Annotated in this window: 11 protein-coding genes; 2 read left to right on the top strand and 9 right to left on the bottom strand. The window is 35.4% G+C overall.

What is annotated here, in order from left to right; translation table 11 throughout:
* Positions 1-94: 94 nt before the first annotated feature.
* Genes glyA through AC3B6G_RS05450 form a run of 5 tightly spaced genes read right to left on the bottom strand, consistent with a single transcriptional unit; the run spans position 95 to position 4,939 of the window.
* Positions 95-1,345: a serine hydroxymethyltransferase gene (gene glyA / locus AC3B6G_RS05470; protein WP_489849390.1), complete on the bottom strand. Its 1,251-nt coding sequence runs from the start codon at positions 1,343-1,345 to the stop codon at positions 95-97.
* Positions 1,346-1,377: 32 nt separating this feature from the next.
* The gene (locus tag AC3B6G_RS05465; protein WP_489849389.1) at positions 1,378-2,397 is read right to left on the bottom strand and encodes an L-threonylcarbamoyladenylate synthase; all 1,020 of its coding nucleotides are present in this window, start codon (positions 2,395-2,397) and stop codon (positions 1,378-1,380) included.
* A 13-nt stretch (positions 2,398-2,410) separates the two neighbouring features.
* Positions 2,411-3,256 carry a peptide chain release factor N(5)-glutamine methyltransferase gene (gene prmC / locus AC3B6G_RS05460; RefSeq protein WP_489849388.1) on the bottom strand — a complete coding sequence of 282 codons (846 nt, stop codon included), beginning with the start codon at positions 3,254-3,256 and terminating at the stop codon, positions 2,411-2,413.
* Positions 3,246-4,343 (bottom strand): peptide chain release factor 1, encoded by a 1,098-nt coding sequence (prfA, locus tag AC3B6G_RS05455; protein ID WP_489849387.1) that lies wholly within the window; start codon positions 4,341-4,343, stop codon positions 3,246-3,248. The genes prmC and prfA overlap by 11 nt, the downstream gene beginning before the upstream one ends.
* Before the next feature lie 11 nt (positions 4,344-4,354).
* Entirely contained in the window at positions 4,355-4,939 is a 585-nt protein-coding gene (locus AC3B6G_RS05450) for a thymidine kinase (RefSeq protein WP_489849386.1), read from the bottom strand.
* Positions 4,940-5,129: 190 nt separating this feature from the next.
* Here AC3B6G_RS05450 and AC3B6G_RS05445 point away from each other — a divergent pair, with 190 nt between their 5' ends.
* Positions 5,130-6,482, top strand: coding sequence for a MurT ligase domain-containing protein (locus AC3B6G_RS05445; RefSeq protein WP_489849385.1), 1,353 nt, complete (start codon positions 5,130-5,132; stop codon positions 6,480-6,482).
* On the top strand, positions 6,482-7,189 hold the full coding sequence (locus AC3B6G_RS05440) for a type 1 glutamine amidotransferase (protein ID WP_489849384.1): 708 nt from the start codon (positions 6,482-6,484) through the stop codon (positions 7,187-7,189). The genes AC3B6G_RS05445 and AC3B6G_RS05440 overlap by 1 nt, the downstream gene beginning before the upstream one ends.
* Positions 7,190-7,224: 35 nt before the next feature.
* Here the strand turns inward: AC3B6G_RS05440 and AC3B6G_RS05435 are convergent, their stop codons facing one another.
* The 4 genes from AC3B6G_RS05435 to AC3B6G_RS05420 all read right to left on the bottom strand — a co-directional run bounded on the left by AC3B6G_RS05435 (position 7,225) and on the right by AC3B6G_RS05420 (position 12,438).
* Entirely contained in the window at positions 7,225-8,631 is a 1,407-nt protein-coding gene (locus tag AC3B6G_RS05435; protein WP_489849383.1) for an MFS transporter, read from the bottom strand.
* Positions 8,632-8,684: 53 nt separating this feature from the next.
* On the bottom strand, positions 8,685-9,668 hold the full coding sequence (locus tag AC3B6G_RS05430; protein ID WP_489849382.1) for a serine hydrolase domain-containing protein: 984 nt from the start codon (positions 9,666-9,668) through the stop codon (positions 8,685-8,687).
* Between the two features lie 2 nt (positions 9,669-9,670).
* Positions 9,671-10,525: a VOC family protein gene (locus AC3B6G_RS05425; RefSeq protein WP_489849381.1), complete on the bottom strand. Its 855-nt coding sequence runs from the start codon at positions 10,523-10,525 to the stop codon at positions 9,671-9,673.
* Positions 10,526-10,608: 83 nt separating this feature from the next.
* A complete protein-coding gene (locus AC3B6G_RS05420; protein ID WP_489849380.1) occupies positions 10,609-12,438 on the bottom strand; it encodes an ABC transporter ATP-binding protein in 1,830 nt (609 codons plus the stop codon).
* Positions 12,439-12,440: the final 2 nt, after the last annotated feature.

Genomic DNA, 12,440 nt, shown 5'->3' with positions numbered 1-12,440 from the left:
AGATAAGTGTACAAATTAGAAAAAAGAATGTATTAAAAATACATTCAAATATTACCACCGTTTTTGGTGAAATTCAAAAGATAAAATTAAATTTTTACCAATTAATTGGGTGTTTACTAGTAAGTTCTTTTACTGATTTTTTAATTTCAGCAAGCTTTGCTTCATTATCGTGATTATGAATGGCAGCTAAAATTAATTTAGCAACTTGTTTAGCATCTTCTTCTTTGAATCCACGAGTTGTAATCGCAGGAGTTCCTAAACGAAGACCACTAGTTTCCTTAGGACTACGTTTATCATTAGGAATCATTTCCTTGTTAGTAGTAATGTTAACAGAGTCCAATAAGTTTTGAACTTCCATTCCTGATAAACCAGAATTAGTTAAATCTAGATTCAACAAATGATTTTCAGTCTTACCTGAAACAACTCGAACAGCATCATCAGCATCAAACACTTCAGCCATCGCTGCAGCGTTTTTAATAATTTGTTGACAATATGTTTTGAATTCTGGTTGTAAGTCTTCACGAAAGGCAGCTGCCTTACCAGCAATAACATGTTCCAAAGGACCCCCTTGAGTTCCAGGGAATACAGCAGAATTAATCTTTTTAGCATATTTTTCTTGGGAAAGGATCATTCCACCACGAGGGCCACGTAAAGTCTTATGAGTAGTAGTGGTTACAACATCAGCAATGCCAACTGGACTTGGATGAAGACCAGCAGCAACTAATCCAGCAATGTGAGCCATATCAACCATTAAGTAAGCGCCAACTTCATCAGCAATTGCTCTGAACTTCTTCCAATCAATAATTCGACTGTAAGCAGAAGCACCAGCAACAATCAACTTAGGTTGAACTTCCTTAGCAATTTTTAGGATTTCATCATAATCTAATGTTTCAGTTTCTGGGTTTAAATCATATGAAAATGATTGATAAATTTTACCTGAAAAATTAAATTTAGCACCATGTGATAAATGACCACCAGCATTTAAGCCCATTCCTAAAATTCGATCACCCGGCTTTAAGAATGCAGCATAAACTGCTTGGTTAGCCTGTGAACCAGAATGGGGTTGAACGTTAGCGTATTCGGCACCAAATAATTTTTTTGCCCGATCGATAGCTAATTGTTCAACTTGGTCAATATATTTACAACCACCATAATAACGGTGACCAGGATATCCTTCAGCGTATTTGTTAGTTAAAACAGAACCTTGAGCTGCCATAACAGCATCAGAGACAATATTTTCAGAAGCAATTAATTCAATAAAATTTTGTTGACGATTTTGTTCCTTAGCAATTGAGTTCCATAACTCTGCATCATCTTTTTTGTAATCATAATTAATCATTATCATTATCTCCTTGTGGGTTCAATAATTATCAATAGCTACTTTTTGAAATGAATTTGTCCGGCAGATTTGTTCAAGCGGTTCATATAAGCTTCACCTAAACCATCGATACTAAATCCTTCAGCTAAAATTGCTTTAACTTCTGGATGGTTATCGAAATGCCGCAATCCAGCAAATAACAAGTGACTTGCGCTTCGCACTGAACTACCTAAACTAAATGTCTCAACATCACTAGGCCAATCAATTTCCCTTAAAATTGAATCAGTAGTCATCACTCCTACTTTACAATCTTGTTGAGATGCCCATTTGCTAGCAGCTTGCCAATCGTCATTATGATCGACAATGTAAACCTGCGCATTGGGAGCGTAATGTTTATATTTCATCCCGGGAGCCTTGGGAATGTCTTTATCTGCAACCTTTTTCCTCTCATCAAGAACGGGACGACCTAAAACTTTTTCAATTTGATCTACAGTAATTGCGCCAGGTCTTAATATTGCAGGTTGAGGCACCGACATATCTAAAACAGTCGATTCAACTCCATAATCAGTACTGCCATCATCAACAATCCCAGCAATTTTACCTTTTAAATCATGGTAAACATGTTCAGCTGTTGTTGGACTAGGTTTTCCAGAAGTATTTGCCGAAGGACCAACTAACGGAACTCCAGCTTCTTTGATCAAATCTAAAGTGACTTGATTATCTGGGTTCCTAAAAGCTGCAGTGGTTAAACCACCAGTGACCGCCTTAGACAACTTATGCGGTTGCAAATTAAAAATAATTGTTAATGGACCAGGCCAAAAAGTGTTGATTAATTTTTTAGCTTCTGTAGATAGTGGTTGGGCATACTTTTCAACTTGTTCGATACCAGTCACATGAACAATCAGTGGATTGTCACTTGGCCGACCTTTTGCTTTATATACATTTTTAACTGCTTGTTCGTTCGTCGCATCTGCGCCTAAACCATACACAGTTTCAGTTGGAAAAGATACTAGATCACCATTTTGTAAGTCTTTCGCTGCTAAATTAATTTCAGCGGGCTTATAAATATGGGTTTGCAAATTAGAACCTCCTTTACGATCGAACTCTAATCATTCGATCATTACCTGCTACATCTTTTTTGAGTGTTACCGTAGCTTTGGGCAATGCATCTTGAAATATTTTTTTCACCGCAGGACCTTGATGAAAACCAATTTCTAAATAGATAGTTTGGCTATTTCGTTGATGGGCACCGAGATAATCAGCAATCCGTTGATAAATGAGTAGCCCGTCATTGTCAGCAAATAATGCTAAATGTGGTTCATGTTCAATGACGTCTTCACCCATATATTTTACCTCATTTTTTGAAATATATGGGGGATTTGATACAATTATATCAAATTTTTGCTCATTTACCGAACTAAATAGGTCACTTTTTACAAAATTAATCGGTTTTTGCTGATTATCGGCATTTTCCTTTGCTACTTTTAACGCTGCTTCCGAAATATCACTAGCCGTGATTTGCCAATTGGAACGGTTAGCTTTTAAAGCCAATGCAATTGCACCACTCCCCGTTCCTAAATCGAGTACTTTTAATGGGGATTGGTCATTATCGCTTAAAACCCACTCTACTAATTCCTCTGTCTCAATCCGTGGAATTAACACAGCTGAATTAACAATCAAATCCATTCCAAAAAAAGGCGCGGTCCCAATAATGTATTGAGGTGGCATTCCATCGACATAATCATGGACATCATCTTGATATTTTTTCAAGATTTCATCATCTATAATATCGCGATAATGCATCAATAGTTCAGCATCATTCCAGTGAAGCCGACGTTTCAATAAATAATCCGCAATCGTCTTATCCTTATGATGTTCTTCAATATAAAAAGAAGCTCGACGACGAGCTTCAAAATAAGTGATTGGATTAGTTTTCATTTGTTAACTGTTCAAGTTTCTTCGCTTGGTCAGAAATAATTAAAGCATCAATGATCTCTTCCAAGTCACCATTCATAATCTTATCTAACTTATTTAAAGTTAAGCCAATTCGATGATCAGTTACCCGATTTTGAGGATAATTATAAGTCCGAATTCGTTCTGAACGATCTCCGGTTCCAATTGCTGACTTTCGTTCGGCATCATACTTATCAACTTCTTGTTGTTTATAGTAATCATAGACCCGGGCTTTTAAAATTTGCATTGCTTTAACCCGGTTTTGTTGTTGAGAACGTTGGTCTTGCATTGCAACCACAATTCCAGTAGGTAAATGAGTCATCCGAACAGCTGAAGAAGTCTTATTAATATGTTGACCCCCCGCACCAGAAGAACGATAAACATCGACCCGAATATCCTTAGGATCAATATCAATATCAACATCTTCTTCTTCAGGCATTACCCCAACCGTAGCTGTTGACGTATGGATTCGACCAGCGGATTCAGTCACAGGGACACGTTGAACCCGATGGGCTCCGTTTTCGAACTTCAATTTAGAATAGACCTTTTGGCCTGTGATCATTAAAGCAACTTCTTTGAAGCCACCAACTTCAGTTTCACTTTTATCAACGATTTCAACTTTCCAATTTTGAGTTTCGGCATATTTAGTGTACATAGATAGTAAATCGGCAGCAAAAAGACTGGCTTCATCCCCACCAGCTGCTCCATGAATTTCCATAATAATATTCTTATCATCATTAGGATCCTTGGGGAGCAACATAATCTTAATTTCATCTTGCAACTTAGCTTGTTGTTCTTCTAAATCAGATAATTCATCTTTTACCATTGTATTCATTTCATCATCTAATTTTTCATTAAGCATTTCTTTGTCACCATCAATTTCATCAGTGACCTTCTTATATTTATTGTATGCCGCAACTAAATCACGCAAGCTTCCCTCTTCTTTTGAAAGCTTCATAAATCTTTGAGTATCAGCAATCACTTCCGGATCACTGATCAATTCGTTCAATTCATCATAACGGTCGACAGCCGCTTGAAGTCGATCGAAAATTTTATCAAAATCACTTGCCATTAGTTTTCTCCCTACTTTCCAATTTTTTCTAGTGGTGGATTATAATAATGTTTCCGGCAGACTGGGTAATAAGATTCATTTCCACCGACTTGAATCTGTTCTCCCTCATAAACAGGATGGTTCCCTGAAAAACGAAGAGGCATGATTGCCTTATGATCACAGAACCAACAAACTGTTTTAATTTCTTCAATTTTATCAGCAAATAATAATAATGCTTCAGAACCTTCGAATAAATGATTCTGAAAATCATTTTTCAATCCGTAAGCCATCACTGGGATATGAAGATCATCAACTACTCGAGCTAATTGAAGAACCTGATCACGATTTAAGAATTGGGATTCATCTACCAATACACAATGAGCATGGGAATCCTTTTCTTTTACCACTTCAAAAACATCCGTATCTGCAAGAATAGGAAAAGCCTTTCGTTTTAAGCCAATTCGTGAAGCAATCATTCCATAGCCATCTCTAGTATCAAGACCACTGGTCATTAAAATTACGGATTTACCTTCTTCTTCGTAATTATGAGCGACCTTTAAAATATCGATTGTCTTCCCACTATTCATCGCACCATACTTAAAATAAAGCTGGGCCATTCATATCCCTCTTCCTTTTTAATAATTCAGCACATAAAAACTCCATTTTTAATTATAGCTGATTTAAGAAATAATTTCGATAGTTAGCCAAATTTTAAATTCCATTAAGACACGACCATTTAGGATTTAATTAACTATGATATATGGTAAAATTCTTTTATATAGATATCGTTAGATTGGAGTAAATAATATGTCTGTGAAAAGTACACTTGCAACACTAGCTGGAAAATCATCATACTGGGTTCTCCACAACATCTTTAAGGGAGGCAGCTCCCTTCCAGGAAAGATAACAACTGCAATTGACCCAGAGGTTTTAAAATCGATGGGCCAAAACTATGATGTGATCATAATTACTGGAACGAATGGAAAAACATTGACCACTGCGTTAACAGTGCAGGTCTTAAAACAAAAATATCAACACGTTTTAACCAACCCTTCTGGTTCTAACATGGAACAGGGAATTGTAACCACTTTTTTAAAGGCTAAACGACCTAGGGATGATCATCCAATTGCTGTCTTAGAAGTTGATGAAGCTAACGTTGTTAAGGTGACTAAATATATTAAACCAAAAGCAATCGTTTATACCAATATTTTCAGAGACCAAATGGATCGTTACGGTGAAATATATACCACTTATAAAAAAATTCTTGATGGTACTAAGCTAGCCCCCAACGCCACGGTTGTTGCAAATGGAGATGCCCCCATCTTTCATTCTGATTCACTACCAAATCCTCATCTTTTCTTTGGATTTGATCTACATCCTAATTCAGATAAAGATGAAAAAGCTAAACCTAATACTGATGGTGTCCTTTGTCCTAAGTGTGAACATATTTTACACTATCACAGCATCACTTACAGTAATCTAGGAGATTATTTCTGTCCTAATTGTGGATATCATCGTCCTAAATTAGATTACCGATTGACCGCGCTCGATAAACTCACTCCTAACTCTTCTGAATTCGAAATTGAATACGAACGTTTCACTTTAGGAATTGGTGGAATCTACAACATTTACAATGCACTTGCTGCTTATTCTGTTGGTCGTTTAATGGACGTTGAACCTAGTCAAATTACGGATGCTTTTAAAGCCAATGAACAGATTTTTGGTCGTCAGGAACAAATTAATGTTAAAGGAAAAGACGTCACATTAATCCTCGTTAAAAACCCAGTTGGCTTAAACCAAGTCATTGACACTATTTCTACTGACCACGAACCAATTTCATTTGTTGCACTTTTGAATGCAAATTATGCTGATGGAATTGATACAAGTTGGATTTGGGATGGTGATTTTGAACGCTTACCAAAAATGAATATTAAAAAGTACATTACTGGTGGTGAAAGATATAAAGATATCACGTTCAGATTAAAAATTGCCGGTGTCCCAGATGATGAACATGAAGTTGAACCAGACTTAAAAAAGGTTGTTGATAAAATTGCTGACCTTCCAACTAAGAAGGTTTACATCTTGGCTACTTATACCGCAATGATGCAAGTTCGTCGTGACTTTGCAGCACGAGGTTACATTCAAAGGGGGCTTAAATAATGGCTAAATATGAATTAAAAATTGCTCATTTATACGGTGATTTAATGAATACCTATGGTGATTATGGTAATATTTTAGCTCTTCAATACTACGGAAAACTAATGGGCGTTCAAGTTGACGATCAAGTTGTCAGTTTAGATGATAGTTTTAATGCTGATGACTATGATTTAGCTGTTTTTGGTGGTGGACAGGACTTTGAACAAACTATCGTTTCTAAGGATCTTCAAACCAAAAAGACTGAACTAACCAGATACATCAACGAAGGAAAACCAATGGTCGCCATTTGTGGAGGCTTTCAATTACTGGGTAAGTATTATATTGATGCTGCTGGAAAGAAAATGCCTGGAATCGGCGCTATGGATCATTATACTGAACCTCAACATAACAATCGTTTTATTGGTGACATTGAAATCACAAATCCAGATAACGGTGAAAAATACAAAGGATTTGAAAACCATCAGGGTGTCACCTATTTAGGTAAAGATGAAAAACCGCTCGGTAAAGTTGATAAGGGATATGGCAATAACGGAAAAGATGGCGAAGAAGGTGCTATCTACAAAAACGTTTATTGTACGTATTTCCATGGTCCAATCTTAGCACGGAACGGTGCCATTGCTAAACATATGCTAATTACTGCTCTGCATAATAAATATCCTGATCAAGACTTTAGTAAACAAGAAGCACTAAAGGTTCCTGAATCATACTAAAAAAGATTCTTTGATGGAAAACATCAAAGAATCTTTTATTTTTCTATACGGATTTTATGCCAAACCAAACTACCTAACAGAATAATTGAAACAACTACAATCCCTAGTCCCCATCCGTATGCATAATGCATACCGAACATGAACCATTCTGGGTGCTTCATGGGATAAGTTGTAATATGACGTTGTGCTCTAATCCCCATTCCAAGATATAACAAAGTTGTCGCTAAAGATAACCCAACAGTAAAACCGATATTTCGACTTAATGCCGCAATCGAACCAGCAATTCCCTGTTCAGATTTACTAACATTGGACATAATCATTGGATTATTTTGGAACAATCCGTTGCTACTCCCAAATATAACAAAAGCAACTACCAATACTAAAATTGACCATTGGGGTCTAATTAACGTAAATAAGCCTTCCGCAATTAAGAATAAGAATAAGGCAATCAAAGATATTTTTTCCGGACCAATTAAATCAGTCATGTAACCACCGATAAGTGATGTAAAAACATTCACTAATGGAATGATCATTAAATACATACTCATCTTTGATGGTGTAAATGCCAAGCGATTTTGTAAATAAAATGGCATTAAAACATTATTGAAGTAAACGATAATAAAGACAAATATTGTCACAACGATTCCAATCGAAAATCCTGGTTTTTTAAACAAAGTTAACGACAGCAATGGTTCTTTGACAACGTGTTCGATCCAAATAAATAAAATCAACAAAACTCCGGCTAAACCAAACAATGCTAATATGAATGGTCGACTATAACCAACCACTTGTCCCGTATAAATAGTAACAAAGAACGTTAATATAAATAAAGCGAAACTGATAAATCCCCACCAGTCAATCTTAATTTCTTTAAAATGAAAATCTCTTTTTGGAAAAACAAAATGCCCTAATAAATAACCAATAATGCCAATTGGAATGTTAATAAAAAATAACCAATGCCACGTCGTAAAAGATAAAATAAACCCGGCTAAAATAGGTCCACTAACGTTTCCTGTCTGGGCGAAGACAGAATTAACACTCAATGCTCGTCCGTGTTGATTTTTAGGAAACAATTCCGTAATTATTCCAAAACTAGTTGCCATCACCATTGATGCTCCAATGGCTTGAATCGTTCTAGATCCAAGTAAACTAATTAAATTCGGACTAAGTCCACAAAAAAGCGATCCACATAAAAATATCAGTGTCCCCATTTGAAAAACATGTGTTCGGCCAATTTGATCACCAATTTTTCCAAAGAAAATCAACAACATACAAATTAAAATCAGATAAGAAGATGAAATCCATTCAGCTTCATTCATTGGAATTTGTAAATCTTTAGAAAGTTGTGGAATTGCGGTATTCACGATGCTCATATCCACTGTTGACATAAACGTTAGGATTGCGGTTGCAATTAAGATAATAATTTGTTGCCTTTTTGACAATGTAACTCCCTCTTTCAAGCATAATAAAACAGAGTGACAAAGCACTCTGTTATTTATTCGTTTATAAACGTTTGAATTAATTGATTTCGATATGGAATAAAATCAGGATTATTCTTTTGGGGATGGACTCGATTAGTTAGAAAAATTAAAGCCCTTTTCTTAACCGGTTGTAAAATAATTCCAGTCCCTGTATATCCAGCTTGGAATAGATACTCAGGATGTTTGTAATAACTCCATCCAAAAGAACGTCCTAATTCCCCACCAACCGTCTGGTCATGCATAAAATCATTAATGTTAAAATGATCAAATAATTTTCCGGTTGAATCAAGCATTTCATTCACGAAGATTATAAGATCAGATAAAGTACTAAATGCACCTGCCGAACCACAATCGCTCTTCAATATTTGTGCTTTTGGATCTTCAACCGAACCTTGCCTTAAATTTCCATGATGATAATCAGTTGGCACGCATCGTTGGATATCAATGGGATTAAAAGTACTATTCGTCATGTTCAACCTATTAAAAACATTCATTTGAATTAAATCTTGGATAGGACGTTTCAATATTTTTTGAGCAATCATTCCCAGAAATACAAAGTTAGTATCAGAATAAACCATTTTCGTATTGAAATTCTTTCCAATATGTAGACCCAACAATGCATTCTCCAATTCAACTCGGTTCAATTGATTTCGATGAGGAATGTATCCAGTTATTCCAGAAGTATGCGTAATCAAATGACGAATGGTAACATGCGGATATTTCCATTCAGGTAAATATTCACTAATTGAATCACTTAATGACAATCGATGTTGTTCAACTAATTGTAAAATTACAGGAACCGTTCCGATAACCTTAGTTAAAGAAGCCAAATCATATTGTTGATTCGGTTTTAATGGTTTCGGCTCAGGTAAAATTTCAGCATTACCAAATACTTCAGTAGTAATTTCGCCATGATTTAAAATCGCATAACTAACGCCCGGAACAAGTTGTTGTTTTACTAAATTGTGTAACGCAAATTGCGCATGACTTAATCTCATTTTTAACCCTTAGAAAAGGTTAAATTCAATGCATCTGGATCAGCTAGGAACAATAAATGATCCATACTACTGTATTGAATCGTATGACCAGTATTTTCAAATTGTTCATTCAATTCATTAATTTGACGAGAATGTGGCATTTGAAAGTTCAAATAATCCAAACCAAGATTTTCAATCCCGTGTTTTGCTAATTGATCATCTTCATATAATACCAATTCTTGAGTATCATTTGATGGAATTGTCAAAACTGCATTTCCATTTCGATCCATTTCAACGTCCATTCCTAAACGTTCATGATAAAATTCAAGCGATTTTACAAGGTTAGAAACCCCCATTTCAATCCACCCAAGTTGTGTATTGATTGGTAATCTCTTTAAGCGTTCTTTATTATCTTTTAGATAATTTCTAGTTTCAATTTTCTTTTCAACTTGGCTTAACCAATTAACATCCCCAATTAATTCAGATTGGGCGAGGGGCTTTTTGGCAACCAAAATAAAGTGATTGTCTTCAGGATCCTGAAGTTCTACCCAATCCCAACCAGCATTAGTATTAACTGCGGCAACTTTCACTCCAAGGTTATTAATATGCATTAAAATTTGTTTTAATTGTTCTTGACGTGGTAATAATAAAGCAAATGAATGAATATTTGCGACATTATCACGACTTTCTGGGTGCATAATTTTTCTAATCGTAATTAAGACATGCCGATTAGAAAGTCCTAAATATGCGGTGTTTTCAGTTCGTTTAATTAAAGATAACCCAACTATTTGAGTGTAAAAATCAATCATTTGATCTGGCTTAGCGACTCGTAAAGCAACCAATTCAATTCTCGATTCTGCAGGTAATTGATAATCCATTTTATTAGCTCCCTCGATCTGGTTCTAACTACTATTATAATAGCAAACGTTCTTTTAAACAAAGAGAATGCCTATTCGTCATTTCAAATTAAAGAATTTCCAATAAATTGTGAATTATATAAATCAGCATAAAAGCCATTCTTCTGCATCAATGATTTATGATTTCCAACTTCAATTATCTTTCCATGATTCATTACAATAATTTGATCAGCATTTTGAACAGTAGATAGTCGATGCGCAACGATAAAACTGGTCCGTCCTTTACTAAGCTTATCCATCACACTTTGTAATAGCTGTTCGGTTCTTGTATCAACTGAGCTAGTAGCTTCATCCAAAATCAAAATTTCTGGATCAGCAATAAAAGCTCTAGCAATCGTGATTAATTGTTTTTGCCCTTGAGAAATATTAGAGGCATTCTCATTCAAGATGGTCTGATACCCATCTGGTAATTCTCTGATAAATTCATCTGCTCGTGCTTCCTTAGCAGCATTGATTGCTTCTCCATCTGTTGAGCCTTTTTTACCATATTTAATATTTTCCATGATACTCCCCTTAAATAGCCAAGTATCTTGCAGAACCATTGCCATTTTAGAACGGAGGGCTTCACGTGAATTATTATTAACATCTTTCCCACGAACTTGAATGCTACCACTATCAACGTCATAAAAACGCTCTAGTAAATTAATAATTGTTGACTTTCCAGCTCCAGTAGGACCAACAATTGCCACATCAGTTCCCTTTGGCACCTCTAAATTGAAATTTTGAATTAAAGGTTCATCTGGAACGTATTGAAAATTAACGTTAGCAAAAGCAATTTCGTCATTGGATGCAACTGATTCAACATTATGATGTTCATCAGTTGTCATTTCAGGGGCATCCAACACATTGAAAATTCGTTCAGCAGATGCAATCGTTGCTTGAAGCGTATTCGTTAAACTGGACATTTGAGTGATTGGTTGTGAAAACATATTGGTATATTGCAAAAATGCTTGAACATTACCTAATGTAATCATTCCACGGGTCACTTGAATGCCCCCAACAATTGCAACTAAAACATAATCTAAATTTCGAATGAATGTCATTGTTGGATACATTAATATTGAAACAAACTGAGCCTTCCAAGCAGATTTATAATAGGCCTGATTAGCTGCTTCAAATTTTTTGATAACTTCTTTTTCTCGATTAAAAGTCTTCACAATATTATGACCACCAAAGTTTTCTTCAACTTCTGCATTCACTTTTCCTAATTGTGCTTGTTGGCGAACGAAAAATCGTTGTGACTTAGGGGCCAAAAAGCCAACAATAATCAAACTAAGTGGAATCATAATCAATGCGACAAGCGTTAATTGCCAACTCAAGATCAGCATCATTACTAGTACCCCGACTAGCATCAAGATACTATTGATGAACTGAGTCAAATTAGACTGTAGCATCGATGAAATATTATCCATATCATTGACCATTCTTGACATCATATCTCCATTGGAGTGTTGATCATAATAAGATACGGGTAATTTTTTCATTTTCAGTTTTAAATCTTTTCTTAACTGGTAAACAACATCCTGAGATAATCTACTCATAATAACAGACTGTAATGAATTCATGATTGTCGTGATCAAATACATCCCAGCTGTGATCAACAAGATTTGAAAGATTTTAGTAAAATTAATTGGAACATAGTTTAACGGACGACCTAAACGCTTTAATCTAGCAGCTTTTTCCACTCCATTAAATGCTACAGTAGTTGCTTGGCCTAAAACTTCTGGAGCTAAAACTTGAAAAATAAGGGCAATTAGCGTCATTAAAACAACGATTCCTAGCATTACCCGCCATGGTTTTAAATAACGAATCAAGCGCAATGTTGAGTTCCAAAAATTAACTGGTTTATTTTTAACTGTTCTTTTATGTGGCATTA

The organism is Nicoliella sp. ESL1149 (assembly GCF_058107265.1).
Note: the sequence above shows the minus strand (reverse complement) of the source record. Positions and strands in the feature narration are given on the sequence as shown.

Excerpts from the sequence above, each read along its gene's own strand:
- glyA (WP_489849390.1), bottom strand. The coding sequence starts at position 1,345 with ATGATAATGATTAATTATGATTACAAAAAAGATGATGCAGAGTTATGG.
- prmC (WP_489849388.1), bottom strand. The coding sequence starts at position 3,256 with ATGAAAACTAATCCAATCACTTATTTTGAAGCTCGTCGTCGAGCTTCT.
- prfA (WP_489849387.1), bottom strand. The coding sequence starts at position 4,343 with ATGGCAAGTGATTTTGATAAAATTTTCGATCGACTTCAAGCGGCTGTC.
- AC3B6G_RS05450 (WP_489849386.1), bottom strand. The coding sequence starts at position 4,939 with ATGGCCCAGCTTTATTTTAAGTATGGTGCGATGAATAGTGGGAAGACA.
- AC3B6G_RS05445 (WP_489849385.1), top strand. The coding sequence starts at position 5,130 with ATGTCTGTGAAAAGTACACTTGCAACACTAGCTGGAAAATCATCATAC.
- AC3B6G_RS05440 (WP_489849384.1), top strand. The coding sequence starts at position 6,482 with ATGGCTAAATATGAATTAAAAATTGCTCATTTATACGGTGATTTAATG.
- AC3B6G_RS05430 (WP_489849382.1), bottom strand. The coding sequence starts at position 9,668 with ATGAGATTAAGTCATGCGCAATTTGCGTTACACAATTTAGTAAAACAA.
- AC3B6G_RS05425 (WP_489849381.1), bottom strand. The coding sequence starts at position 10,525 with ATGGATTATCAATTACCTGCAGAATCGAGAATTGAATTGGTTGCTTTA.
- AC3B6G_RS05420 (WP_489849380.1), bottom strand. The coding sequence starts at position 12,438 with ATGCCACATAAAAGAACAGTTAAAAATAAACCAGTTAATTTTTGGAAC.